General features: G+C 44.4%; 22 protein-coding genes. 4 read left to right on the plus strand and 18 right to left on the minus strand.

Annotated elements, in window-relative coordinates:
• Positions 1-2 precede the first annotated feature (2 nt).
• Positions 3-248: a NifU family protein gene (locus G9U52_RS11150; RefSeq protein WP_166149324.1), complete on the plus strand. Its 246-nt coding sequence runs from the start codon at positions 3-5 to the stop codon at positions 246-248.
• A gap of 95 nt (positions 249-343) precedes the next feature.
• On the opposite strand, the gene G9U52_RS11155 is transcribed toward G9U52_RS11150, so the two are convergent.
• The 6 genes from G9U52_RS11155 to G9U52_RS11180 all read right to left on the minus strand — a co-directional run bounded on the left by G9U52_RS11155 (position 344) and on the right by G9U52_RS11180 (position 6,884).
• Entirely contained in the window at positions 344-1,123 is a 780-nt protein-coding gene (locus G9U52_RS11155; RefSeq protein ID WP_166149326.1) for an SDR family oxidoreductase, read from the minus strand.
• Positions 1,124-1,260: 137 nt separating this feature from the next.
• Positions 1,261-1,986 (minus strand): Cthe_2314 family HEPN domain-containing protein, encoded by a 726-nt coding sequence (locus tag G9U52_RS11160; protein WP_166149328.1) that lies wholly within the window; start codon positions 1,984-1,986, stop codon positions 1,261-1,263.
• Positions 1,987-2,233: 247 nt separating this feature from the next.
• The gene (locus tag G9U52_RS11165; RefSeq protein WP_166149330.1) at positions 2,234-3,166 is read right to left on the minus strand and encodes a COX15/CtaA family protein; all 933 of its coding nucleotides are present in this window, start codon (positions 3,164-3,166) and stop codon (positions 2,234-2,236) included.
• A gap of 268 nt (positions 3,167-3,434) precedes the next feature.
• Positions 3,435-3,788, minus strand: a complete 354-nt coding sequence (locus tag G9U52_RS11170) for a thioredoxin family protein (protein WP_166149332.1) — start codon at positions 3,786-3,788, stop codon at positions 3,435-3,437.
• A gap of 76 nt (positions 3,789-3,864) precedes the next feature.
• A complete protein-coding gene (locus G9U52_RS11175; RefSeq protein ID WP_166149334.1) occupies positions 3,865-5,454 on the minus strand; it encodes a copper amine oxidase N-terminal domain-containing protein in 1,590 nt (529 codons plus the stop codon).
• Positions 5,455-5,738: 284 nt separating this feature from the next.
• Positions 5,739-6,884, minus strand: coding sequence for a Gfo/Idh/MocA family protein (locus G9U52_RS11180; RefSeq protein ID WP_166149336.1), 1,146 nt, complete (start codon positions 6,882-6,884; stop codon positions 5,739-5,741).
• 188 nt (positions 6,885-7,072) lie between these two features.
• Between G9U52_RS11180 and G9U52_RS11185 the strand changes: the two genes are divergently transcribed.
• Positions 7,073-7,507, plus strand: coding sequence for a small multi-drug export protein (locus G9U52_RS11185; RefSeq protein ID WP_166149338.1), 435 nt, complete (start codon positions 7,073-7,075; stop codon positions 7,505-7,507).
• A gap of 151 nt (positions 7,508-7,658) precedes the next feature.
• On the opposite strand, the gene G9U52_RS41350 is transcribed toward G9U52_RS11185, so the two are convergent.
• From G9U52_RS41350 to G9U52_RS11225, 8 genes are all read right to left on the minus strand, one after another.
• Entirely contained in the window at positions 7,659-9,329 is a 1,671-nt protein-coding gene (locus G9U52_RS41350) for a putative polysaccharide biosynthesis protein (protein ID WP_207952926.1), read from the minus strand.
• Between the two features lie 107 nt (positions 9,330-9,436).
• Positions 9,437-9,916, minus strand: a complete 480-nt coding sequence (locus tag G9U52_RS11195; RefSeq protein ID WP_166149342.1) for a DUF456 domain-containing protein — start codon at positions 9,914-9,916, stop codon at positions 9,437-9,439.
• Positions 9,917-10,001: 85 nt separating this feature from the next.
• Positions 10,002-10,745, minus strand: a complete 744-nt coding sequence (locus G9U52_RS11200; RefSeq protein WP_166149344.1) for a Cof-type HAD-IIB family hydrolase — start codon at positions 10,743-10,745, stop codon at positions 10,002-10,004.
• 16 nt (positions 10,746-10,761) lie between these two features.
• A complete protein-coding gene (asnB, locus tag G9U52_RS11205) occupies positions 10,762-12,639 on the minus strand; it encodes an asparagine synthase (glutamine-hydrolyzing) (RefSeq protein WP_166149346.1) in 1,878 nt (625 codons plus the stop codon).
• A 151-nt stretch (positions 12,640-12,790) separates the two neighbouring features.
• Complete coding sequence (locus G9U52_RS11210) at positions 12,791-14,836, minus strand: peptidoglycan D,D-transpeptidase FtsI family protein (protein ID WP_166149348.1); 2,046 nt, start codon at positions 14,834-14,836, stop codon at positions 12,791-12,793.
• Between the two features lie 36 nt (positions 14,837-14,872).
• Complete coding sequence (locus G9U52_RS11215) at positions 14,873-16,036, minus strand: transglutaminase domain-containing protein (RefSeq protein WP_243767261.1); 1,164 nt, start codon at positions 16,034-16,036, stop codon at positions 14,873-14,875.
• Positions 16,037-16,084: 48 nt separating this feature from the next.
• Positions 16,085-16,525 (minus strand): hypothetical protein, encoded by a 441-nt coding sequence (locus G9U52_RS11220; RefSeq protein ID WP_207952893.1) that lies wholly within the window; start codon positions 16,523-16,525, stop codon positions 16,085-16,087.
• 41 nt (positions 16,526-16,566) lie between these two features.
• Positions 16,567-16,737 carry a hypothetical protein gene (locus tag G9U52_RS11225; protein ID WP_166149352.1) on the minus strand — a complete coding sequence of 57 codons (171 nt, stop codon included), beginning with the start codon at positions 16,735-16,737 and terminating at the stop codon, positions 16,567-16,569.
• 205 nt (positions 16,738-16,942) lie between these two features.
• Here G9U52_RS11225 and G9U52_RS11230 point away from each other — a divergent pair, with 205 nt between their 5' ends.
• Positions 16,943-18,118 (plus strand): MFS transporter, encoded by a 1,176-nt coding sequence (locus G9U52_RS11230; protein ID WP_166149354.1) that lies wholly within the window; start codon positions 16,943-16,945, stop codon positions 18,116-18,118.
• Between the two features lie 275 nt (positions 18,119-18,393).
• Positions 18,394-20,025 carry an S-layer homology domain-containing protein gene (locus G9U52_RS11235; protein WP_166149357.1) on the plus strand — a complete coding sequence of 544 codons (1,632 nt, stop codon included), beginning with the start codon at positions 18,394-18,396 and terminating at the stop codon, positions 20,023-20,025.
• A gap of 193 nt (positions 20,026-20,218) precedes the next feature.
• On the opposite strand, the gene G9U52_RS11240 is transcribed toward G9U52_RS11235, so the two are convergent.
• From G9U52_RS11240 to G9U52_RS11255, 4 genes are all read right to left on the minus strand, one after another.
• A complete protein-coding gene (locus G9U52_RS11240) occupies positions 20,219-21,100 on the minus strand; it encodes a carbohydrate ABC transporter permease (protein WP_166149359.1) in 882 nt (293 codons plus the stop codon).
• 12 nt (positions 21,101-21,112) lie between these two features.
• Complete coding sequence (locus G9U52_RS11245; RefSeq protein WP_243767262.1) at positions 21,113-22,045, minus strand: ABC transporter permease; 933 nt, start codon at positions 22,043-22,045, stop codon at positions 21,113-21,115.
• A gap of 97 nt (positions 22,046-22,142) precedes the next feature.
• Positions 22,143-23,765 carry an extracellular solute-binding protein gene (locus G9U52_RS11250; RefSeq protein ID WP_166149361.1) on the minus strand — a complete coding sequence of 541 codons (1,623 nt, stop codon included), beginning with the start codon at positions 23,763-23,765 and terminating at the stop codon, positions 22,143-22,145.
• A gap of 100 nt (positions 23,766-23,865) precedes the next feature.
• Positions 23,866-26,223, minus strand: a complete 2,358-nt coding sequence (locus G9U52_RS11255; RefSeq protein WP_166149363.1) for a helix-turn-helix domain-containing protein — start codon at positions 26,221-26,223, stop codon at positions 23,866-23,868.
• Between the last annotated feature and the right edge of the window lie 53 nt (positions 26,224-26,276).

Consider the following 26,276-nt stretch of genomic DNA (forward strand, 5'->3'; position numbering starts at 1 on the left):
AAATGACAGAACAAACACAAAGCACCATGTACGATGAAGTACTGGAGGTTTTAGATAAGTTGCGTCCGTTTTTACAACGCGATGGCGGCGACGTAGAGCTAGTTGATGTTGAAGATGGCATCATTAAGCTAAAACTGGTTGGTGCCTGCGGGAGTTGCCCAAGCTCAACCATCACCCTTAAGGCAGGTATTGAACGTGCTCTACTTGAAGAAGTAGAAGGCGTAGTAGAGGTCGTACAAGTATTCTAATACCAAATCCTACATTCAAGATCTTGTGTGTACAAGGAGAAATAGCCTAATTGGCTTGCTTCTTTGTATCCAAGGTCTTTTTTTCTATCCAGTATTTATTCCATATGAACGTTGGCGCGGATTGGATCCAGACCTCCCGATATTTCCATGATGTTGCCTGTTATGAAGTCCGAGCTCGGCTCGCACAAAAAGGCGATCACTCTCGTAATGTCCTCTCCTGCTCCAGGCCGGCCGCGTGGTGATTCAGGATCCTTCACATGCTCCACTTCGGCAATCCGCTTTTCTTTGTTGGCACCCCGAATGTCACCCGGACAAATCATATTAACGGTGATTCCGAAGGGTGCTTCCTCTACTGACAGCGTTTTGGTGAACGAAACCAACCCAACCTTGGCTGCTGCATAAACAGCCCTGTGCGGCCATCCTCGTGCCTCTGAGGCATGACCGAATCCGAAATGGATGATTCTGCCCCATTGCTTGGTACGCATCATGGGAAGCACCATATGGTCTAAATGCATAACACCAAGCAAATTTCCATTCATGATGTAATCGATATCCGCTTGCTCGTATTCGCCAAAAAACTTGCGCTCACGGACAAAGGGGCCCGCATTATTAATTAAAATATCAATGCTTCCCAATTGCTCGACCGTACTTTGGACAAGTCGCTGCATATCCTCTCGGCGGGAGACGTCCCCCTGTAGTGCCAAACAGCGAACTCCCTTGGCTTGAATACGTTCGCATAATTCCTTAGCTTCATCAGCGCTATGCACATAATTAATAACAATATCACAACCGATATCTGCGAGCAGGAGTGCGGTCATTTTGCCTAGCCCTTTGGCGCTTCCTGTAATGAGTGCGACTTTCCGTTGTTCGCTCATCCCGAATTTCCTCTCCTTGTTGCACATGCTATAGTTAAGTATAGAGGAAGCACACTGCCGATTCAACAACAACTACAACCCTAATCGATAAATCCTTGTAGAACGGGCTTGGGTAGGTTCAAGTAAATTTTCATGCATTAAGGGTGGTATCTTCCTGTGGACTCGGACAGCTTCCCGATATAATCAAAAGCTGTGTGTACAGCGGCAAACACCATATCACAGCCTGCTTCCAAGTCTTTAAGATGCCCGCTTACATTTTCCGTTTTCATACGTTCATTGTGTAGTTGCTCCACCTCAGCCACCTGCAATAAATCATCCAGCAGATCAGCATTTATCGTATGGATTTCCAAATTGCGCTCATTTCTGAGCCGCTCTACTGGATTCTTATAGTTCATTTTCAAATCGTAAAGCTTGCGCTCCAGCTCAGAGTACAAATGATGCTGATGCATATTACGAAGCACGGTAAAGTACGAAAACCGCGACTTGACCTCTTCGGTTTTCAGCCGAAACCGCTCGTTCATGAAATGACCGAGCTTATCCAATATGGCGAATACACGAATGATCGCATTTCTATAAAAATACAGATGGCGGTTATAATTAGCCAGCTCTTCTGCGTCCATATCATCAATAAACGTTTTATTGATATGCTCGCTATAACGGCTCGCCGCGTATTGGCTCTGCTCCAATTCATCCAAGGCTCTCAGAAATCCATTGCCCCAAATGATGTATCGCTTGTCCTGGGAGCTGCGCTTGGCAAACGGAACCGAATTCAACAATGCCAAATATTGATGAATGGAATGGTTCGTCTCATCCAAGGCTCCCCTAGCTTCACGGCTTGGTTCACCGAACATTGCTCTTAGCATGTAGCTCGCCCACCCCTTCTGCTGGATTCTATAATCGAAAAAAAGCCACCTACTGTTATCATGCCCAAAAATAGCCGCCGATCTTTTCGCAATCAACAAAGCGAAGCGCTTTCAAAAACCAAGCAATGCTATTAAAGCATTGCATATTTTTAAGTAATTGGGCTATCTACCAGCCTGCTGCGTTGGTCGCACAGTAGTAGCCTATTACACATATTGCTATTTGCATGCAACAACAAGCTACGCATACCTAACGAGCTCCGTAAGCCTGTCTATCGCCCTTCTTGGCTTGGAAGGCAAGTACACTTAGATAACACAATATACCAAACAAACACGATACCAGCACCGCGTGAAGCAGGCTCGCTACAAGATACGAGTCGTATCCCATCGATAAAGTCACGAAAGCACCGCTAAATATTTGCGTAATAACGAGAATCAGCGCCCATTTGGCGGCTTGGTACATATTTTCCTCTGCGCGCATCTGGGAACGAATAGCCATGAACAGCCAAGCAAGCAAAACAAACAATAGTGCGGCACCAAGACGGTGCGCGAATACGACTCTTGTTGGACCGACCAATTCAGGAATGAAGCTTCCGTTACACAAGGGCCAACCTATACAGCCTCCTGAGGATTCCGTATGCCGGACAAATGCGCCCAAATATACGACGGCATAGCTGTAAAGGGTAATTAAGAAAACTCCCCATCTTACTCCAGCAGTTAGTGATAGTGTCGCGCCTGACAGACCGCTACCAAAACGGGTATAAACCAAGGAAAGCAGCAAGGTAAAAGCAAAAGCCATTAAAGAGAAGCCAAAATGCAGAGCCAAAACAGAGGACGATTGCGGCCAAATTACAGCCAAAGCACCCAACAAAGCTTGCAGCACTGTAAAAAACATCGCACCGGATACGAACACCTTTGCATCTTTTCTATTGCTATACATCCATACTAGGATAAACGCAATTAATAAAATGATGCCGACTACCCCCACCACGAAGCGATGGCTATATTCGATAATGGAATCAATGGTATACGCTGGCACAAATTTACCATTGCATAGCGGCCAATCATCACCGCAGCCGCGACCGGATTCCGTTTTAGTCACAAGTGCTCCCATTACGAGAATAAGGAACATGCCGTACATACTGGCAAAGGAAAAGCCTTTGAGCCACTTTTGCAAATTCATAAGCTGGTATCACCCACTTTTCTTAAAGCTTCGACACGGTTCTGCAAGCCGAAACGTTCATGTTTCATTATAGCGATAAAAGCAGAGCAATTCCATGTGGAAATGTTACAAAGCGTTGAAAGTGAGCATAAAGCTTATTAAAAAAACTGACGGCTACCAGGGGACGTTCTCATTCCCTGGTAACCATCAGCTCATGCGTTGCTTACTCGCCTTCCGTTACTTAACCAACCTGATCCTCGGGTCCTGTTAGCCTCTAAGCCAAGTCCTCTTATGCCTGCGGTTTCTTAAGTGCATCCGCTACTTGTACAGCGCGATCCAGAAACTGCTCGATTTCTTCTTTTGTTTTGCGCAGCTTGCTGACGAAGCGAACCAGCTCTTGGCCATCGCGGAATGCAATAAAGCTCGGGATGCCAAGAATATTAAGCTTCTCGCACAGATCTGGAACCTCATCTCGATCCAATTCGATAAAGTTCAAACGGTCTCCATAAGCTTCTACGATTGAAGGCATGAAGGGCTCGATATAATGGCAATCCTTGCACCAGGATGCTTTGAATACAGCAATTGTCGGTTTGTCGCCGGCAACGATTTGATCGAAAACAGATTCAGAATTCACTTTTTCCATAAAGAGCACCTCTTTCTACATACATTACTTATATATAGCATGCTCGATTTTTGAAGTCAATACTCGAAAGCCAGGCTTAATCGCGTGAAATCGTAACCATTTGCAGCTCTGGGTTCCAGCTCACCTTGGTGCCTAGATTTTCGGCAATAAAGCGAACGGGCACAAAGGTGGTGCCATCTTTGAGCTCAGCCTCAACTTCAAGCGGCTTGATCATGCCGTTCACTGTAGCTTGCTTGCTGCCAATGTTCAGGTTGATTACAGCGCCGCTGACAGGATCGGTGATTGTAACCTGCTGAGTCGCTTGGTTCCAGCTAACGTCGGATTCTAGCTGTTCAACGACGAAGCGAGCCGGAACCATGGTGATACCATTACGAATATAGGGCTTGGTTGAATCATTGTAGCTGCTGCTGGAGTTATCCATCAGTAAATTGATTTCTTTTTTGGTAATATGCAAATCATTCTTCAATAACTCATACAGCTTCGATTTCGGATCCAGTAAAGCCAAAAATTGAGTCGGCTTATTAAATTCTTTGATTTCAGTAACCCCTGCGCTTGTATCAATAACATCTACCTTGACCGGTTTGTTAATATTCCAGTTTTGGGCGGTACTAGTCAATTTGATAGATTGCAGCGCCGTTGTATTGTCCGCTGGCAGAGTAAACATAACCTCTGTTGTTGCTTTGCGCGGCATCAAGTCGTTATCGATAAACATATCTGTTTTTAATTTCAGCTGATCACTTAATAGTACATTCAAAGATTCACCTTGATACGATTCCTTCATTGATTGAACGGTCCCGTCAAAGCTTTCCAAAGCAGACTTCAAATTGCTAGTGATAAACGTAAAGGCGAACTCAACTGCTAATGTTTTATTGTTTAAATATGGCGCAATTACGTTGCCATAAGGATTAGGTGCATCTGCACTTTCGCTTTCTTTAAGGGATTGCTTGATGATAGGAACAAACAAATCATAGATTTGGCCCAACGCATCCTTTAACCCTTTTTCATCCGCTAGCATATTGGTTAAAAACTTTTTGACTAGACCGACTAATTCAGTGCCCTTGATTTCAGCATGGACCTTAGTACCACTTACGGTTTCTGTGCCGATGATCTCAGTGCCTTTGGAAGCGGAAATGTTGTTCGGATTCGGCGAAATGCCTGTTATATAAGCTCCGAGTGCTGGGTACCATTCATAAACCTTTAGCTGCATTTGCTTGATCACATCCTGCATTTCTGCTGACATGGCTTGCTGTCCTTGCTGAAACGACCCATTATTAGAAATGACGATTGGTTTTTTGGCACCTTCCACCATGATCGTATAGTTCTGGTCGGCTACTGTCAGCTGAAAAGGTATCTTGCCTTTATTATATTCGAAAATACCTTTGAGGGAAGCATGTGTATAATCCTGCTGCTTGGCATCGGTAATGGTGAGCTTAACGTTGCTGAATAGCTCCAACAGCTTTTTGTCATTCTCGACCATAAATGTCGCCAAAGGATTCGGAACTATTTCCAACGAAATGGTTTGACTGCCTTCTGAGGATTTAATGCTCAACGAGTTTTGAATGGCTTTGTTCAAATCCAACCCACTAACAGCTTCGCAGCCTGACAGCACAACTAAAGCTACTGCTAATAGTAGGGCAATCCATGTTTGCTTTTTCCTGATTTTCATTATTTTCCTCCTTAGATTTGTCGCAGAAAGTTTATATGATACCATCTGCTGAAATTCTTTGCCCATGCAAGGCCTATTGTTTATATACGACAAACGCAGGTGTAACTCCTTTTTTTAACTATAAACGTCACCCGCTTAACGCATCATCTTGGCTCGGATTTGTTGCTTATGAGTGAGGTAGCCGGCCAGGGGTCTAGGCAAACCAAAAAACCATGATAGGAGCTGGCATTCTACTGCCTGCTCCTATCATGGTTATATGAATTAATTATCGCGCCCAGCTTCTTTTACTCCACAGATACCCACTGCCTGCTTTGGCTCGATTTCTCAACGGCCTCCAGTACCATCTGGTTCTGAAGCCCATCGGCAAAGCTCGGCTGGGGACAACGGCTTGTTGCTATGCCATTAAGGAACTCGCGAATCAAGCCTAAGAAGGTATGCTCATATCCAATGTTATGGCCAGGTGCCCAATATACATTGCCATAAGGATGCTCGGATTCCGTACAGGTAATATTGCGGAAGCCCTGCAAGCCCGCCTCGTCATCTTTTAAATATACTTCCAATACATTTAAGCTTTCCAAATCCCAACGTATGGAGCCCCGCTCCCCGTTGATTTCAAAACGATTCCCATTTCGGTTGCCGCCGGCAAAACGCGTTGCCTCAAACGTACCGATTGCCCCGTTTTTAAATTTCACGATAAAGGCCGATGCATCATCGACATCCACTTCACCCATCTCTGTTATTTCTTCAGGGGCTTCTTGGTCAGGAAGCGGGCGGGCACCAATAAAGGTTTCCATCGTACCAACAACTTCAGCAATATCGCCTACCAGGAAACGAGCCAGATCAATCATATGCGAAGCCAGGTCTCCATGCGCCCCGGAGCCGCTTTGCTCCTTACGCATCCGCCACTCCAGCGGGCTATCCGGATCCATTAACCAATCCTGCAGGTAAAGTCCGCGAAAATGGTAGATACGACCAAGACGACCCTCACGAATCAGCTTTTTGGCAAATTGCACAGCCGGGGAAAAGCGGTAATTGTGGCATATCATATGCACCTTGCCCGATTTATGGGCAGCTGCCAGCATTCGTTTGGCATCCTCTACATTAACAGAGAGCGGCTTCTCACATAAAACATGCTTGCCAGCCTCTAACGCTGCAATAGCGATCTCTGCGTGTAAATGGTTGGGGGTTACAATATCGATAGCATCGATATCATCCCTTTGGATTAGCTTACGCCAATCGCTTTCATGGGATGCCCAGCCCATTTTTTGAGCCGCCGTATGAACCCCATCTTCGTCCCGTCCGGAAATTGCCTGCATCACGGGAACGAGCGGTAAATCGAAAAAAAACGGCAAGTCACGGTAAGCATGGCTATGCGCTTTGCCCATGAATTTATATCCAATCATTCCGATTCGCACTTGTTTATCTCCCATATCCATCATCCTTCCATTCGGTCTATATCTTCTTGCTATCTCTTATTTGTCCATTTTTCACGGTTTTGAAGCAGAAACAGCCCAACTCCATCCCATAGACCTATTAAACGCGACCATTCCATTGTTATTACGTATACCTATGTATAGCTTTTCAAATCATGCCTCAGGCTAGAAAGTGGGTGACCCTGATGAACACTCTATTGGCATGGGCTTCCGTCCTTGGTTCAGGTGTGTTGGAGCTATGGGTGGCGATTCCGCTCGGCTTTACCCTACAGCTCCATCCCGTGACAACAGCTATATTAAGCGCTCTTGGTTCATTGTTAAGTGCTGTAATTATTATCTTTTTTGGCAGTTCGCTGCGGAATTGGCTGATCCAACGATTCCAACGCAAAAATGGGGGCAAAGACAGCCGCATGAGCCGAATCTGGAACCGCTATGGGATCATTGGCCTAGGCTTCCTGTCGCCGCTCCTGACAGGGGCTCCTTTAGGTGCCGCAATCGGGATTTCCTTTAATGCAGAGCCGCGCAAGCTGCTGCTTTGGATGGCTGTGGGTATCATATTTTGGAGCTGCGTATTAACGATTGCTGCCGCATATGGGTTGATGGCTCTTAAGCTGGCTTAGCTTTAGCTGGAAAGCTCCCTTCATTTCGTCCGTATTTCTTTTTTTATGCTGATATATGGAAAAAATCCGGTTAATTCGAGCACCATTCGCCCAAATAGCGAATAGGACAAGATTTAGCCGGATTTTTCAGTTAACTTTGAGCGGGTTTCTCCTAGTTTCCTTTTTTCATAAGCTTAGGCGCCACTCGTCCAAGCAACCTTTGTATAGAACCAGGCATATGCTGGAGGTCAGCCACGCCCATCGTGCGCGTAACGAACAGTAGTAAAGGATAAGCGGCAGCGGTAACTGTACACAAGATAGCTGCTTGAATAAAAGCATCACCGCGGGCATGGCCAAATGGCCACACATAGGCATGGACTAAACTGCCCAAGCCCATTCCTACTGCTATAATAACGATTGTTGTTATGGCGAGGCCGAGAAAGCGGCGTGGACTTAGTAACGTGTACGTAACTTCTTTACGAAGCACAAGCAGGTTGAGCGCTGCCATCACGATAAAGCATAAGCAAGTAGCTGCGATAATGCCGTAGATGCCAAACCAGGGCGCAAGCGCAAAGCTCGCAACCAGCTTAATGGCGATCCCCACAATCACATGCAACACAAGTGGCCGCATTTTTCCCATCCCCATCAATACAGCACCCGATGTTTGCATCACAATCTGGAAAATCGAGCTAATCGTCAGTACAATAATAATGGGAGCGGCGAAAGTCTCGACAATGGCCGAGCCTTTTATATTACCAAAAATAAAACCGTTCAAGGGTCCGGCAGCCAAACAAATGACCAGCACCATCGGTAAGCCGCTTAGTATAGAAAGCTGCAGCACTTTGCCTGTCTGCTGCCCAACCTCCACCATATCTTTTTTGGAATAGGCTGAGGAAATAATCGGCACTACCGATTGGCTAAGGGCAATCGCCAATATAATTGGGATACCTGCTAATGACTGTGCCCGTCCAACAAGCACCCCAAGAATTTCTTGGGCACTTGCTTCACCAACCTGATCCCTCAACAGCAGCGTGACAATGGATGAATCAATCGTATATACCAAGGTAACCGTCAAGGAAAAAATAACGATGGGAATCGACAGCTTAAACAGCTGGGCATAGATCGATTTGAAAGAAAGCGAGCTTTGATCGACCCGATCCACCATTTGTTTGCCAATAGCACCACTTGAACTAGCTGAACCCGTTGAACTTGAGCCACTGCTACTGCCAGCAGCTACTCCTTCCGCACGATCGCCGCGGCGCAGCTTCAGTGCGTAATAGATCATGACCGCAATGGCAGCCACACTGCCAACAACGCCGCCGAAGGAAGCACCGGCTACAGCCCAATCCAGGCTAAAGCTAAGCAGCATATAGGCAAGCGCTACCGAAGCGGCAACGCGGAAGATTTGCTCCACAATTTGTGAGATGCCGTTAGGCATCATCATCTGCCGCCCTTGGAAGTAGCCGCGCATAATCGCGATTAGCGGGAACAACAGCAGCGCCGGTGCCAAGGTTCGGATGGGCAACGCCGCCTGTGGATTTAACGTGATATTGGCATAATAAGGGGCAATGATATATAAAAATAGCGTCATGATGGCACCCGCACCCACAGCAAACCATAGAGCAGCACGGTAAATACGTGCAGCCTCTGCATAAAACCCGAGCTCCCTGCGCTCAGAAATCATTTTGCTAAGGGCACTGGGAATGCCCGCAGTAGCTACAACCAATAACATGGAATAGAGGTTAAAGGCGATCCCGTAACTTGCCATCCCAATGTCACCTAATAAAGCAATAAGCGGAACTCTTTGGACAACCCCAAGCGCCCGAGCGACCAATGCCGCCATCGTTAAAATCAGGGTTCCCTTCACTAATGAATCCTTGGCCACAACTGTCCCTTCTCCCTACCCAATTGCCTGGGATCCTTAGATGCCAAGCATTTTCATTCTTGTGCTTACAGCACCCAAACCAAAAAGAGAATAACCATCAACAGCTGAAGCACCAATTTGACGGCGACGCTGGAGAGTAGCCCTACTAGAGCTCCAAGACCGACGCTAAGCGACTTTTTGAATTCGGTACCTATGATCAACTCGGCAATAACTGCACCCAGGAAAGGGCCGAGTAGTAGTCCAGCTACCGGAATAACGAACGGTCCTGCGATCAGCCCAATTGTACTGCCAATCATCGACGCCCGGGAGCCCCCAAACTTTTTCACCCCTAAGGCTCCTACCGCATAATCGGCGACAATCAGGGCGATAAAAATCGTCGTCTGAATTACCCAAAACCAAACACCCAAAGGCTCGAAGCTAACCATCCAGCCATATACAAAAAACGCTGCATAAATTGCAACTGCTCCAGGAAAAATCGGATACACGGCTCCTATCATACCGACTATAAATAAAACAATAACGATAATCCAAGCGGTGATTAACATGGGGCGCCCTCCTACAAGTTTTCTGATAGAAAACTACATCGTAAGCATAAATCGAGTTTGGCTTTAGCAAAAGCTACTTCGTAAGCTACGATAAAATATACGTTTCGATAATTTTCGCGACGCCATGCTCTTCATTCGTTACTGTGACCACATCAGCCAACGCTTTTACCTCGTCTTGTGCATTACCCATTGCGACACCCAAGCCAGCCTCACGAATCATCGAGATATCATTTAAGCTGTCTCCCATCGCGATCACCTGCGACATATCAAAGCCAAACATTTCGCATACTTGGCGGACGCCACTGGCTTTGTTTATCCCTTTAGGATTTAACTCCAAATTTAGCGGATGTGAATTGGTGATCTCCAGTAAATCCCATGCCTCAAGCTTAGCCCGTATAGCCGAAAGGATCGATTCATCTTCATAATAGTAGCCGAATTTGAGCCATTGATGGGCATCTATAGCTTCCACCCAGCGTTCCTTGTTGTAAATCTCGCCAACTGCATAAGCCCAGAACCAGGTATCATACTCCACAGCAATAGCATGCAAATCGCTCATGATCGCCGGATCTAGCAGGATGCGGCTATGCAGCTTGCCCGGTGCTGCCCATACCTCGCTGCCGTTTACGGTAATAATCGGCGCTTCCAGCTTGAGCTCCTCAATATAGGCTTGCACATTTTGAATCCCACGTCCTGTGGCGAACATTACCTTAACTCCAGCCCGTTCAGCAGCGATAATCGCAGCACGATTTTCCTTGGAGACGGTTTTATCGTCTGTCAGGAACGTTCCGTCCATATCCAAAGCTAGCAGCTTGTAATCTCCTTTTCCCATCCGTTACATCCCCTCTCTAGAGTGCCTTGGCAAAAGACGGTTTCGGTAAATCCTCCATATAAGTAACATGCCATAAAGCAAACATATAAATGGTCCACAAACGTCTAGCATAGTCGCCTTGCCCGCTTTGGTGCTTGCTCACCATTTGGCGAACAGTCCCAATGTTAACGTAATCCTCAATGCCGCTGGCTTCAATCTGCTCCAGCATCACCTTGCCTTGGTTGCCTTTCAACCAATCCCGCAGGGGAACCGGAAAACCCAGCTTAGGGCGGTTAAGGATAAAATCCGGGATAATCCCTTCCATCGCTTTACGGAAAATATATTTGGTTGTTCCATGGGATACGCGGTAATGGGCAGGTATTCGGCGGGCGACCTCATAAAGCTCCACATCGAGAAAAGGAACACGAAGCTCCAAGGAATGCGCCATCGTCATTTTGTCCGCCTTCATCAGAATATCTCCAGGCAGCCAAAGGTTCATATCGATATATTGCATCCGTGTGATTGGATCCTGATGTTTGGTTTTATTATAATACTGTTCAGCGATTTGCCAAGGATTGCGATAGCTGCGCAGCATATCTTGGTCGATACGCACGACCTCCGATTTCATATCTTCGGTGAAGATTTTGGCATTGCCGAGAAATCTCTGCTCCAGCGGCGTCGTACCCCGAAGCAGGTAATTCCTGCCGTATAAACCATGAGGCAGCATTCTGGCAACGGCATGCAGCATTCGCTTTAGCCCCATAGGCAGGCTATCAAGCCCCTTTAACGACAGCGGCTCATTATAAATCCGGTAGCCGCCGAATAGCTCGTCCGCTCCTTCTCCAGATAACACCACCGTAACATGCTCTCTTGCCATCTGGGCAACGTGGTACAAAGCGATGGCTGACGGATCTGCCACGGGCTCATCCTGATGCCATACCGCTTTGGGCAGCACATTGAAGAAATCCTGCTGCGAAATAATTTTCGAATAATGCTCGGTATCCAACGCATTTGCGGTTTGGCGGGCAATATCGGTCTCATTATTGGCACCCTCGAAACCAACGGAAAACGTACGTATTGGCTCAATATTACGCATATGCGTAGCTATTGCCGTAGAATCAATACCGCTGGATAAAAAGCAGCCACGCTCTACATCGCTCTGCATATGATGGATCACAGAATCCTTTACGCCTTCACGAATTCGTTCCACATATTCTTCAAATGGCCGTTCCTCCGGCTCGAACATTGGATCCCAATAGCGGCGGATCTGCATCTCTCCGTCAAAGCTAATCGTTATGTAGTGCCCTGGCGGCAGCTTCTGAATGTTGCGAAACATCGTATCCGGCTCAGGCACGTATTGAAAGGTCAAGTAATTCAACAGGCTTTCTGTATGTATGGTGCGCTCCATACCTTCTGCAGCCAGCAAGCTTTTTATTTCAGAGCCAAACAAAAACTGTCTATTATTTTTATAATAATAAAAAGGCTTGATGCCAAAATGGTCACGTGCTCCAAAAAGCCGCTTTTTCCTGCGGTCCCATATGACGAATCCAAACATGCCACGAAGATGCTTTAAGCACTCCTCACCATATTCCTCATAGAGATGGACAATGACCTCGGTATCGCTATGCGTTTTAAATACATGCCCCTTCTCTTGAAGCGAGGTACGCAAATATTTATAATTATAAATTTCTCCATTAAATACGATCCAGACCGTATCATCCTCATTCGCTAATGGCTGATGGCCTTCTTTAAGGTCGATAACGGATAACCTGCGAAAGCCTAAGCCGATACGGTTCTCGCCCCAAAACCCAAAATCATTAGGACCTCGGTGTATGATGCAATCCGTCATGCTTTTAAGCATCGCTTGCGAGGGTTCCCTATCTTCAAAATACATCGCTCCGGTGATACCGCACATAACTAAAATTCCCCCTCATAAGCATCTAGATGTTGAACCTAGTTCAATGCTATAGTATACCACAAATACGATAGCTATGTTTAATTTTATAGGCCCTTCATGCAAAAAGCACCTGTCCATTAGGACAGGCGCCTGGTCAGTCTCTAGCCAGCTATGGCGAAACGACGACCCCTTTGGTTCCTTTAGGCACGCCATCCAAGCCATAATTTTGATCATAGGCATCGAATATTTTGCGGGCAATAGGTGCAGCATTTCTGGAGCCAAAGCCCCCTTCAGGAACGACTACGGCTATCGCCAGCTTTGGTTTATCGAGTGGAGCATAGGCGATAAATACAGCATTATCGATTAGCTTTCCGCCCACCGATTGCGTGGAGGTCCCTGTTTTTCGCGCATAGGGGTAAGGAAATCCGTCAAAGCCTTGAACGGAGACCTTTTCCATCCCCTTAATAACCGAATCCCAATAAGCTTTGGGGAAGGTTGTTTCCTCCATAATCTCAGGCTCAATCGTTCTTACTGGCTGGCCTTCATAGGTTTCGATTTTATCGACCAAAAGCGGCTTCATTTTCTTGCCTTTGGTTGCTAATGTAGCTGCATATTGCGCCATTTGCATCGTTGTATATTTCTCATTTTGTCCCCAGGAAGCAAATACCATCCGGGATTGCATGGATTCCTTATCGTTGGTTTTGAACTCGCTCATCCCCGCCGATTCTCTGGGCAAGCCACTACCCGTTGTAATACCCATGCCAAATTTATTTAGGTAGGATTCCCAAATATCTGCGGATTGGGCACCATACTTCTGGTGAAGTTTGTAACCCACCATAGCAGACATAAAGGTATTGGATGAATGCCATATCGCATCCGAAGCATTAATATATCCATAAGAGGCTCGATCGGAATTCGTCAGCCTCGCGTTATTGTCCTTGCCGTAGCTGAATTCGCCTGTGTCATTGTACCTAGTTTCGACACCAAATAATCCTTCCTGTAAGCCAATTAATACGGATAATGGCTTTATGATCGATCCTACATACACAATCGAGGTTGGATGGTTCTTAAGCTCAGCCGCTGGGTAATCCGGATAGGCATTAGTAATTGTACCATTATTAATAAAAGGCTGGATTCGGTTGTATTCGCTTGTTGGAATACCCCCATTCCATAAATTAGGGTCGTAATCCGGCATGCTGGCCATCGCAACCACCTTGCCCGTTTCAACCTCTATGGCAACCGCGTAGCCAGCTCTTGCATTAGGGGCATAGCCATATTGGGAAGACCGCGCAGCGGCTGATTTGGCAGCAGCAAGCTGCTCCATGATCGCCTGCTCGGCAACCTCCTGCACATTTTTATTAATCGTTAAATATAGATTATTGCCTTTTTCGGGAGCTTTGACAGATACCTTGCCAATAATTTTTTGGGAAGCGTTAACCGGGTAGGTTTTCATCCCGTTTTTGCCGCGGAGCTCCTCTTGGTACATCAACTCGATACCATCATAACCGATATCCTCTGTGTCGAGATATCCTTTTGTAATCTCTTTGTTTTTATAGTATTCAAGCCCACTCTTCGTTTCCCTTGCTACTGAGAAGGGCCGCATATAACCAATTAATTGCGCCGCAATCGGTCCCGTATCATAGGCCCGAATGCTTTCTTCCATGATCTCGAGCCATTTCATTTCGTCACGATGCTCAAGAATAAAGGCAATTTCTTTTTCAGACAAGCCTGACTTAATACGCCTTGGGACAAAAGAATAGCTTGGCGAGGTCGTCGTTGCCTTCTCAAGGTCGTAGCCAACATCCATCTCTTTAATGATATCGGCAGCGCTCAGCACTTTATTCGAGGGTGTACCCAGATCAACAAATATTTGCTCTAATTGGTGCGCCATCGCAATAACCTCATCCTTATTCTGATCCGATTCCATCCGGAAATAAAGCGATTGAGTTGACGAAGTAAAAGCTAAGGGGGCACCCCCTCTATCATAAATATTACCGCGTATTGGTCCGATAGGTGTATCCATCTTGTCCTTATCGGCTTCTTCGGCTTTTAATTGATTGCCTTCAACAAACTGCAGTACGGCAAGCCTGACAATGAGAATCGAAAATAAAAAAAATGTACAAAAAAAGATCAGATTGATCCGAAACGTAAAATGGTGGCGTTTGGCCGATTCCTGCTTCTGGGGATCCTCTTTGGAAAGCTTATTGCGTAACATACTTACCTCTCCTTAAAGCGTTTCTTGGGTGCTTGTTTAGACTTCCCTAATATGGGTCTCATCAAAGTTAGGCGGGTTAAACCAATTGCCTCCACTTGCCACCCAGGTTGAATCTAACGGTACCCATTTTTGGTACTCGGGCAAATACACTTCGTTCCATGCATGCGGACCATAGCCGCCCCGGCCGTCATAGCCCAACCCTGTTACGACCTTAACATCAAGACCAATGGAGCGAGCCATCACCGCATATAATCGTGAGTAATCGATACAAACGCCTTTTTTTGTTTGAAATGTCTCTGCGGGTGCTTGTTCTTTCCAAATTCGTTGTTGCTCATATAAATTGACCTTATCCCAGTCATATTTCACCCTAGTGCCGATCCATTTATATAAAAGCTTCGCCTTTTCCTCATCCGTTGTTGCTTTGGCTACTACTTCCTTGGCAGCATCAGCAATATCCGCGGGAATTTGCGCATCCAGCACTTCATACTTTCTTTGCAAAATACTGCTAAACTCTTCTTCGACCGCTCTTGTAAACACAGGAAGCTGGTTGGCCAAGAAGTCGCCAGCTACTGGCTTGATCACTTGGGTTGCCCCTTTTTGATACAAAGTGGAGGCTTGAATATAGGGCGATATCTGAGTTTGCGGAAGCAATGTAGTGAATATAAACAGTGCCGCTATCACCATAAGTGCACGCCCAAGCCCTGTTAAGGTGCCCATAATAGCACCTACTAGGCTGCTAAGTATACCCGGACTTTGGGAACGCTCCGTTTTCTTTGCTGGTTGCGTTGGTTTACTCGCCATCCATCTGCTGACGAAGGGATCCATGACTCGGTAAATGATTTGCTTAATAACCGCATAAGCAATCATGAACAAAATACCCAATCGCAGCAAAGGGAAATCGCGTACTGCTGTAATAAAGGTATAATAAAATTGCTCGTAAAAAGCAAGCTCTCTCGTAGGAATCGCGATCTGCTGTGCTAGCAACCAGACTTGAACATGAGGCGATGCCCAGGAAGACAGCTGCCAAGACAGAAGAATACCCAGTACAGTGGCAATGCCTTCTGACAGCATCAAGGCGAAATAACGAGCCGAAGAGGATGCTCCGCGAATCATCCCTTGTATAATCGAGAATAGGATTGTCCCAGCTATAAGCACCGTAACCCAGTTTATAGAAGTTAATAGATCAATAGATGGTGGCAATTTCTTTCCTCTCCTCACGAGCCCAGGATTCCAGCGGCATGAAGCACTTTAGGCCGCTGTATTGGCCTTGGCTTGGTCAATCAATGCTTTAATGATATCATCGAGCTTCATCGTAAAGGTTTGATTCATAAAGGTGACATTAACCTCGCTCGCACCTGGTTTTCCATCTACTCTTAAGCTTTTGGTCGTTACGGTATAACTTCCGTCTGGATTCTGCTTATATTGCGCATCCTTCATTTCACTTGAGACGATTTTGGCCGCTTGGTTTTTCACTTCTGTGGTTACAGAAGCTCCTACAGAAGCCCCCATATTGATAAGTTGATCCTTGTAGCTAGCTCCATAGAAATATAATCCTGCCACTATCGCAAGTACAATGACCCACTTGATAACCGTTTTAACAATCCGGACAACTATAAACAAAATAATAATAGCTGCAACAATAATATACCAGCGCTCTTGTAAAAATGCTGCAATAAAATCCAATTCCATCTCTCCTCGGCCTCAACCAAATACTTTCTCAATATTGATTATCATACACCATTTTTATCGTTATCTTCATCCCTTTTTTTCCTCAGCTCCTGTAGCTGTTGCTGAATTTGTTCGGATCGATCGAAGTTTTTGGTCTTTCGAAAGGTTCGGCGCAGCCTAAAAAACAAAAAGACGAGAATAAGGGCTAATACGATCAGTGTAAACGGCTCCATACCTAACCCCCTTTCACAAACGCTCCTTCTTTTGTACCTTGTACGCACCTCATGCCCTCTGGTTGTAAAAATAGTGGTACTAACCCAATAGCTTGTCACGTAAAAGTAGTATCAGACTGCTGAATTGGCAGAATAACGACTAAGGCACAACTGAAATAGAATTACCAGCTATTATTCAGTTGCTCCTAAATTAGAGGTGAACGATTTGAAGACGGCTATGTGGTTATATTTATTTATGTTCATCGCGATTTTCGACTTGCATGCGCAGTATCCCATTTTATCCCCATTTGCGCTTTCGCTTGGTGCAGCCCCTTCCTTTATTGGACTTATCCTAGGGGTATATTCACTTACGCATTTACCAGGCAATCTTCTAGCAGGCTATGGTGTGGACCGTTTTGGCAGCAAGGGCTTTATTGTCTTCAGTCTAATTGTAGCAGGAATTGTCTTATTAGTTCAATCTCGCGTAACCGATCCTTGGGATTTACTTATCATCCGTTCGATTAGTGGGTTTGTACTCGCTTTTTTATCACCTGCTTGCTTGGCATTGTTAGCCAAGATTGCGAAAGACCGGATCCAGCAAAGCAAGTTCATGTCAGGAAATGGGCTTGTACATACGATTGCTTCCGTACTAAGCCCGGCAGTCGGCGCTTTTCTGGTAGCCAAGCTTGGCTTCTCCCAATCGTTCACCATACTGGGATGGGTGCTGATTGCTACTGGATTACTCGCGATTATAGGCGTGAAGGAGCGGCCCTATTTAAACAAGGTGGCCGATCTGCAACTGCAGCAACACCCCGATACCAATACCGATGTAAACGTAGACGGGCTCCTGCCAATAAAAGAGACACGTATTCCTTGGTTATTTTTCGGAATCCCATTGGCGATTTCCTGTGCACAGGGGATTTTGTTTTTTGAGCTTCCCTTAATGAAGGAATCCGGCGGCTCCATTCTCACCTCCGGCATTTTGTTTTCACTTGTCAGTCTGGGTGCGCTCGTAACGTTAAGTATGGTGTTCTTGAATAGGAAGTCTCCTTTTCTGCGGACTACGATAGGAAGCCTCGGACTAGCCATCGTCTTTTTTGGTTTATCCATCCATTGGCCCATCCCCATTTATGTCTCGTTGTTTCTGATTGGAATGGCTAAAGGCGTTATCTTTCCAGCCATAGCCTCTTTATTGGCAAGCATTACAAACCCTAGCCGCTATGGACGTGTATTTTCCATTCTGTCGATTTCCTTTTCTATAGGAGCCTTTATAGGTCCCATTGTTGCCGGCCATTTGAGAAGTCATACCTCGCCTTATTTTATCGCATTTGCTTGCTTGATGCTGGCTTTAAGCCTAGTGCCTATAAAAACGTTTCAAGCAGTGCCCATCGAGCCCAGCTAAGATCAGCAATCATCCCCATCTATCAATTCTGATTCAAGATAATATGTTGCGGGTAATTAGGGATTACGTCGAGCGTAATTTCTCATTTTACTCTGAATAGTCTTGAATCAATATTATTTGGGGACAGACGGACTTAAAATGAGAAATTACGTTCGAACTTTGTAATAAGACAGCTACAAAGATAATTGTCGAAGAAGGAGGTGAAAAGCATAGTGACAAATAAGCCTTTTCAAAAAGAACAACATATAACCAGGAATGATAGGAGTGAGCCATCAATGAAAGAAGCTTTTTTCAAAAAGACAGCACAGGTTACCGTTCTAATGCTGATCATCTCAGTAATGTTACCTGTATTGGCTTTTGCTGCAACAGGATTTTCCAATCTTACTTATCAGAATAATTCTGTAAATGCAACGGTCTATTCCACTAATGATTTACATACCAACACTGTTGGTGATGCCGTATATGTCAATGTGTATAGTAGTACTGGAGAATTTATTACTGCTGCAAAAGCTGTTTACACCAATACGTATGACCCCAACAAAGGTTGGTACTATTCTACTATACCGGCTATCAGTGTTTCCAATTCTTACGGCACACTATCGGTAAGCACTACTGTATACAAGAACGGTACAGTAGATCCAACCGAATCTGCTACCATGCCTATATCGTATAGCTATATTGGTGGCAACACAGGCGGCGGCGGCGGTGGCGGTGGCGGTGGTGGCGGAAGCTCATCCGGATCGACTATGAATATCTCGTCCGATGGAACAGTCGATGCGAATACCTTAACCAATGCTTTGAACAACGCGGATGAAGTCACGCTTAATCTTAGCGGCGATCTTGCTTTAATTCCAGCTAAAGCATTAACCGGCTTCACTAGCAACCCATTAAAGACATTAAGAATTGTTAACACTAAAGGCACTTATATTCTTCCGATTTCTTCTTTGAACTTGGCTGATTTAGCAACCGCGCTTGGCATTACGGTTGACGAATTGGTAATCAAAGTAATGATCTCTGCGGCAAGTGCTGCTGACATTGCAAGCATCAGCTCAGCGGCTACAGCTTTGGGCGCAACTGAAATTGCTACACCTGTTGATTTCACTGTAGTTGCTCTTGGCAAAGATGGTAAAACACAAGCTGTAGATTTCGGTAACACTTATATTAGCCGTATCCTACCAATTACGAAAACGGCTGATACAACCCGTTCAACTGGTGTCGTATTTGATCCAATAACGAAGAAGTTAAGCTTTGTACCTACATTATTTAGTTCATCAGAAAACGTGAACCAAGCAACAATTAAACGTAACAGCAACAGTATTTATACGGCTCTTGAATTAAACAAAAGCTTCCCTGACAGCATAGGCCACTGGGCGCAAGGCTACATCGATTTATTGGCTAACAAGCTAGTTATCGATGGTGTAACCGACACAACCTTTGAGCCAGAGCGTAACATTACTCGTGCTGAATTCGCAGCATTAGTGGTTAGGTCACTTGGTTTAGAGCAAGCGACTGGAAGCAGTTCATTTAATGACGTTGCTTCAGGTGATTGGTTTGCTGGCGTTGTTGGTGCAGCAACTAAAGCAAAAATCATTGATGGCTATGAAGATATGACATTTAGACCGAACCAACCCATTAAGCGTGAAGAATTAGCAGCAATGGTTGTTCGTGCACTGAACTACGCTGGCGCTAAGCCAACTGTAACTTCAGACCGTCAAGCCGAATTGCTGGCTAAGTTCACCGATTCCAGCAGCATTGTATGGGCGCAAACAGAAGTAGCAACTGCCATTGAAGCTGGTATTGTTGATGGAATGACCGATACCACAATTGCTCCGGGCAACCAAGCAACTCGTGCACAATCGGCTACTATGCTGAAACGTTTCTTGACCAAATCCAATTTCATTAACTAAGCTTGCTTGGCAAATGAATGAAGAAGAGGTCAACAATAAGTAATAAAAGGGAGCTGACAGCAATGTCAGTTCCCTTTTTTCTTTGTAAATAGCCATTGATTTTTACTGCTCACCCTGTAGGCAGCGGGGATTAGCCCTTCCTACTTCTTAAACACCCGTCACCTTAAGTACCCAATTCAAGCTTTATTTGCGTTCAACCCTTCAAAGCCCCTACCATGACACCCTTCACAAAATACTTCTGCACAAAAGGATAAATACATAGAATTGGCAAGGTTGCGACTACAATTGTAGCGTATTTGATCGTTTCACTGAATTCAACTTGGGTATCCAGGTTCCCTCCACCCAGCATACTATCCGTCGAGTTGGATATTAATATTTCTCTCAGTATAAGCTGTAATGGAAAAAGCTGGCGATCCTTCAAGAATAACGATGCATAAAACCAACCATTCCATTTTTCCACCGCATAATATAGTGACATCACCGCAATTACAGGAAGCGAAAGCGGTATAACAATCCGAAAGAAGATTGTGAAATGATTAGCTCCATCGATCTTAGCGGATTCCTCCAAGCTGTCAGGTACAGACATAAATGCGGTTCGCATAATAATCAGATTAAAGGTATTGACAGCAAAAGGAATAATTAATGCCCATAATGAATTCATTAACCCTACACCCTTAACGACTAAATAAAAAGGAATTAACCCGCCATTAAAAAACATCGTTAATACGATAATGAAGATAAACGTTTGATTCCAGTATACTTGTTTACGTGAAAGCACATAGGCAGTCATAGCGGTAATGCTTAAGCTGACCACAAGGGAAGCCACAACGACAAAAAGCGTATTTCCGTAGCCGATTAATATATTAGCATTATCAAACACCTTTAAGTACGCGTCAATGTGGAAACCAAATGATTTATAAAGAAACCCGGTGTGCTGCATCAATAGCGTCCCATCGCTAAACGAAGCGAGAATGACATAAAAGATGGGATAGGCCGTAATAAAGACCAAGCCTAGCATGATCGAGATGATGAATCCATCGGTCCACTTATCCGACAGGGAACGTCTATTTCCCATCCTTCCTCCTCCTTACCACAGACTGTTTTCACTGGTTTTACGACTAATATAATTCGCTGCAACAAGCAGACATAAATTAATGAGTGAATTAAAAAGACCTACGGATGCACTAAAGCTCCAATTGAATTCGATTAAGCCTTTTCGATATACGTAAGAAGAAATGACATCTGCCGTATCGTAAATGGAAGGGTTATAAAGCAAAATAATTTTTTCGAATCCAACGTTAAGCAGGTTCCCCATCCTAAGAATAAGCAGAATCATTATAGTTGGAAGAATACCAGGCAAGGTTACACTCAGCATTTGCCGCCAACGTCCGGCTCCATCTATTTTAGCTGCTTCATATTGCTCTTGGTCAATCCCACTTAAAGCTGCCAAGTAAATAATCGATTCCCATCCAAAATGCTGCCAGATTTCAGAAAGAATATAAATCGGGCGGAAATAATCCGGATTTTGCAGCATCGTCTTACCATCGCCGCCAAAATAGCTGAATAAAGTATTAATAAGACCACCGCTATTCGTGAAATCTTTAATAATGCCACAAATAACAATAAGTGAAATAAAATAGGGCATATAGGTTATAGACTGGACGATTCGCTTAAACCCGCTGCTTCTCAGCTCATTAATTAGCAAAGCTAGTATAATCGGGGCAGGAAATCCAAATACAAGGGCATATATGCTGATTAGTACAGTATTCTTAAAGATACGCCAGAAATAAAAACCGCTGAAAAACTCTCTAAAATTAGCTAGTCCCACCCATTCGCTGTTCCAAATTCCATTGGATGGAGAGTAATCCTTAAACGCAATAATTGCCCCATACATCGGTCCATAATGAAAAATAATATAGTAGGCTAGTGCGGGCAGCATCATTACATAAAGAAGTTTATTGCGAAGTAAATCATTTAAGAGAAATTTCCTCCGGCTCATTTTCTTTAGTGCTTTCTCCATGATATCCCCTTCCATACTTGTCAATCTATCTGGCCTAGACCGCTAATAAAGTTCAGGAGAGCATGAACTCGCTCCCCTATCGCTCCTACCTGCTTTGTTATCTTTTGTTGTAACGATCTAATGCCGCCTGTTCAATCTGTAAGGCACGGTCAATCTTCAATGATTTTAATTTTTCCAGAAATTTATCGTAGGAATCGACCGGGTCCGTTCCCAAAACAATTTTGATTGTGGTTTCATCTACCAACGTATTCACCTCTGTCATGATCTTTGCCAATTCTGAGCTTTCCTCAGGAGTAGGAGAAATCGGAGGCAATTGGTATTTATCCACATCGGTTTTGAACCAAGTGGTAACAGCCTCTGATTGCTGTGGAAGTGCGGCGAATTGCTCGTAGTACCGCTTGTCCTGGATAGTCGGTCCTCCAGTTGATCGGGTATACAGTCCTAAATTTAACGAGTAGTTACTCTTCACCATTTCGGAATAGGTGGGATAATTGTTCTTCATATCATAGCTAACACCCCGAGTTCCAAAGTTGAAATAAGTAGCCCCTTCCTCGCTATAGCCGTAATCAAGCAATTGAACTGCCAGCTCTTGGTTCTTGCTTTTGGGTGAAACGGCAAAATTTCCTCCGCTCGGAGCCGTATAATCCTTTTGTCCAAACATCGGCACATCGCCTTTTTTCAGTACCGGATACGGTGCTCCGATCACGTTATATTTCGGGTCCTTATCTTTCATCGCACCAAGCCATTTGCCAATCCCGCCACCTGCTAAAGCAAAGGTTGCACCTGATTTACCCGAGGTCATATTGGCATCTTGAATCTTGCCGTCGATCGTTGCAATATCCTTGTCGAGCAAGCCCTCGGCGTACCATTTACGCATGGTTGCCAGAAATTCTTTATATCCGGGTTGTGCAGGTCCAAAATAAACCTTGCCATCTTTCATAGCGAAGCCCCTTGTTACCCCGTAAGCACCGATGAATGCACCGCTAGAAAGGTCATCGAAAACTCTGGGAATCCCACTCTTAAATGTCAGTGGAGCCGTTGCTCCTTTTTTCTCTTTAAATGCTTTCAGTACGACATACCACTCATCAATCGTTGTAGGAACTTGCAAGCCTAAATCATCTAGCCAGTCCTTGCGAATAATCGGACCTCCATAAGTCTTGAGCCAATCATCACCGCGAATAAAAGGGAATCCGTAATAGGTGCCGTTATCGGTTTTAATTTGTTTATCCACCTCTGGATGCGCTTTCAAATATTTTTTCAAGTTAGGCGCATGTTTATCAATCAGATCATTTAGTTTGAGAATATTTCCGTCTTTAATTGCTTTCTCAGGACCGCCCGGATAATCATTTAGAAAATTCCATTCAATAATATCGGTATACTCGCCTGAGGCAAACATGACGTTCAATTGCTCTTTGGCTTGGTTTACAGCAGGTGATACATACTTCTCCTTAATCCCGGTTCTCTTCGCGAGCTCTTGGAAAATCGGCCAATTCGTGGCATCAGGAATCACACCCAACTGCTGGGCACCTGCAGCGTACCAATGAGTAAGCACTATATCCGTTTTAATCGGATAAGTAACGGGTCCCGATGCCGTAGCCTCATTGGCTTTAGGAGTAGAGCTGACTGGAGAGCTATCCTTAGAGCAAGCAGCCAACACCAAACTGCTAGTCATAAGACTGGTCGTTAATAACCATAGAGACCTCTTAACATTCTTATTCATTTGTTGACCTCCTCGTTTACTCGTAACCTGTAAGAGCTTACCCCCTTATTATGAGCACAATTAGGTAGTACGGATATCATCAAAATGTCCAATCTCACTCTCATAAAATTTTATACTTCCCTGGAGTAACGCCCTCTAGCTTCTTAAAAATGCGCATAAATGTATTTAAATCATTAAAACCACTGCGATTGGCAATCTCCATGATAGGAACCTCTTCGGCTTTCAGCAAATCCTTCGCTTTTTCAATTCTCAACTTATTTATAAAGTCCAGTAGCCCTTCACCTGATTGATCTTTAAAAAGCTTCGACAAATAGGTGGCTTTCATGCCAAATGAGTCACCAATCATCGATATATTCAAATTGGTATCAGCATAGTTATCCTCAACATACTTCACAATTTTTCGCGTAAATTCATCACGTTCGTTATCCTTTAGCTTTAACTTATTCTCCTCTTGCTTAACCGCGGCAAGAAGGCATATAGATTCAAGCATCATTATCAATTGCTTATGCATATCTTCTACGGTTTTAGCATTAGTCAGATTTTCAATAGCATGGGGGTGATTTTCTATAAACGTTTGGTGGATATCATCCACTTCATTCATTGTTTTAATCAAAGTACTAACCAAATTAAATAATAAACATTTGGCAAACTCTAAAGACAAAGAAGTTTGATGTAAATTTCGGTCAATAATATGATTTAAAGACGAACGTGCTTGATCCACTAAGCCAAGCTTAATAAAATTAATAAGCTGCTGTTCAGTTTGCAGTGGATAATAATAACCTTCCTTCGATTGGTATAACCCTCCCTGACGAAGCTCCTCGTACCATATTATTTTTCGTTTCCCCATGATCAGCTTATGTTCCATCGCATCTAATGCTTCATTATAAGCATCAGGAAGCTCCAGCTTGGAGACGTGGAATCCGCTTATGGCAATGGTCACCTCGATTTCATAATGAACCATCAGGAAGCTCCGCGCCTCTTCGACAATCTGGGCCAGCTGGAGTGATGTTTGTTCCTTGTCAAAGTTATGTACATTGATTAAACAAGCCAGCATATCATCGACTTCTGCAATATAGCCTGTATCATGCTTGTTGACCAACTCTTCAACTACGTTCGTCACAATAAATTGCATAAGCTTGAGCTTATCCAAAACCTGATGATGTTTAATTTTCTCGAAAAAGGGGTCACTATCCTCTAAATAAAACAGCATCACACAAAAATCCCTAGAGACGAACTGTAGCTGAAAAGATGGCGTAGCCTCCTCTAAGGAAAGCTGGGCATCCATCCTTCCCTTAAGTAAACGCGAAATCCAATGTGCTCTTAATTGATTCTGCTGTTGCTTCAAACGATGGCTGATTTGCTCTTTTTCATCCATGGTATCTTTAAATGTATTTTGGATTAAATGAAATTCATTGCCGTCTCTTTGAGCCTTCGTTCCTGTATATGCGGCCATGGATTGCATCAGGGCATCCAGAGGCTTGTAGTTTCGACGCAAAAAAAACAGGGTTAGAAGACAACCCCCTAGCAAGCTAAAACCAATACTGAAAACGGCTATATTCCGCACATAAGCCGATGCTTTCCATATTAAATAGCTGGGAACAACCGACAAATAGGTCAGCTTGGAATTATTCGATTTAATGTAGAAAAACTGTGATTCCTCCCCCTGATATTCTCCGTATACATTACCTGATTTATCGAAGAAGCGGCTAACCAGTGATAGATCGATTTCTTTCGTTGTATTCGATACAAGCACTTGATTGCTTTCATTAAGAATAAACACATCACTTCCGCTATACTCGCCTACACCTGAAATGGTATGTAGTAGTTTATTTTTATCAATCATGACAACAATGGAGCCGACAGGTTTGTCGTTATTATCAGCTGGAAACGGGCTAATAAAATTGACATAGGTTTGTTTATTACCGGCTTCATTCGTCCGGCTTGTATATATAGCTTGGCGTTGATGAATATGGCTTAGCTTCTCCTTCCATCCTTGCAAGCTCAATTCACCGCCACTATAAAGATCTGAAAAAAGCAGCTCTGACGGTTTATGAACCATTGGTGTCAAAGCCAGGTCACCGGGTGCCCAATATATATAAAATTCAGCAAGATTGGAAAACGTAGAGCGGTATGCTCCTAAATCCTGTGTAATCTCGTACAGATCATAGCTGTAATCCCCGCGTGAAAACTTGTTGGTATAAAATAAATTTCGCACCTTCACATTGGAATAGATTTCATTCGTAAGGCGGTTTATCTGGTCAATTTCGTTGTCTATAGCATCCTGCATCTGCTTCAACAAAGTATCGTTAGCTCTTTGAATCTGTTCATCAATTGTGCGTTTTGCTTCTCCATATAAAGCAGCACTAAACAATATGGGAACGAACAAAACCAATATATAAGAAATCAACCATGTCATGACAACACTTCGACGATTCAATAGCAATTTTTTAAGATCCAAGTGGCCTTCCCCCCTTAAGAATCATGCATATGTAACAATCATACTTTATTTTT

The organism is Paenibacillus agricola (genome assembly GCF_011440305.1).
Lineage (GTDB): Bacteria > Bacillota > Bacilli > Paenibacillales > NBRC-103111 > Paenibacillus_S > Paenibacillus_S agricola.

Excerpts from the sequence above, each read along its gene's own strand:
- G9U52_RS11150 (WP_166149324.1), top strand. The coding sequence starts at position 3 with ATGACAGAACAAACACAAAGCACCATGTACGATGAAGTACTGGAGGTT.
- G9U52_RS11155 (WP_166149326.1), bottom strand. The coding sequence starts at position 1,123 with ATGAGCGAACAACGGAAAGTCGCACTCATTACAGGAAGCGCCAAAGGG.
- G9U52_RS11160 (WP_166149328.1), bottom strand. The coding sequence starts at position 1,986 with ATGCTAAGAGCAATGTTCGGTGAACCAAGCCGTGAAGCTAGGGGAGCC.
- G9U52_RS11165 (WP_166149330.1), bottom strand. The coding sequence starts at position 3,166 with ATGAATTTGCAAAAGTGGCTCAAAGGCTTTTCCTTTGCCAGTATGTAC.
- G9U52_RS11170 (WP_166149332.1), bottom strand. The coding sequence starts at position 3,788 with ATGGAAAAAGTGAATTCTGAATCTGTTTTCGATCAAATCGTTGCCGGC.
- G9U52_RS11175 (WP_166149334.1), bottom strand. The coding sequence starts at position 5,454 with ATGAAAATCAGGAAAAAGCAAACATGGATTGCCCTACTATTAGCAGTA.
- G9U52_RS11180 (WP_166149336.1), bottom strand. The coding sequence starts at position 6,884 with ATGGGAGATAAACAAGTGCGAATCGGAATGATTGGATATAAATTCATG.
- G9U52_RS11185 (WP_166149338.1), top strand. The coding sequence starts at position 7,073 with ATGAACACTCTATTGGCATGGGCTTCCGTCCTTGGTTCAGGTGTGTTG.
- G9U52_RS41350 (WP_207952926.1), bottom strand. The coding sequence starts at position 9,329 with ATGGCGGCATTGGTCGCTCGGGCGCTTGGGGTTGTCCAAAGAGTTCCG.
- G9U52_RS11195 (WP_166149342.1), bottom strand. The coding sequence starts at position 9,916 with ATGTTAATCACCGCTTGGATTATCGTTATTGTTTTATTTATAGTCGGT.
- G9U52_RS11200 (WP_166149344.1), bottom strand. The coding sequence starts at position 10,745 with ATGGGAAAAGGAGATTACAAGCTGCTAGCTTTGGATATGGACGGAACG.
- asnB (WP_166149346.1), bottom strand. The coding sequence starts at position 12,639 with ATGTGCGGTATCACCGGAGCGATGTATTTTGAAGATAGGGAACCCTCG.
- G9U52_RS11210 (WP_166149348.1), bottom strand. The coding sequence starts at position 14,836 with ATGTTACGCAATAAGCTTTCCAAAGAGGATCCCCAGAAGCAGGAATCG.
- G9U52_RS11220 (WP_207952893.1), bottom strand. The coding sequence starts at position 16,525 with ATGGAATTGGATTTTATTGCAGCATTTTTACAAGAGCGCTGGTATATT.
- G9U52_RS11225 (WP_166149352.1), bottom strand. The coding sequence starts at position 16,737 with ATGGAGCCGTTTACACTGATCGTATTAGCCCTTATTCTCGTCTTTTTG.
- G9U52_RS11235 (WP_166149357.1), top strand. The coding sequence starts at position 18,394 with ATGAAAGAAGCTTTTTTCAAAAAGACAGCACAGGTTACCGTTCTAATG.
- G9U52_RS11240 (WP_166149359.1), bottom strand. The coding sequence starts at position 21,100 with ATGGGAAATAGACGTTCCCTGTCGGATAAGTGGACCGATGGATTCATC.
- G9U52_RS11245 (WP_243767262.1), bottom strand. The coding sequence starts at position 22,045 with ATGGAGAAAGCACTAAAGAAAATGAGCCGGAGGAAATTTCTCTTAAAT.
- G9U52_RS11250 (WP_166149361.1), bottom strand. The coding sequence starts at position 23,765 with ATGAATAAGAATGTTAAGAGGTCTCTATGGTTATTAACGACCAGTCTT.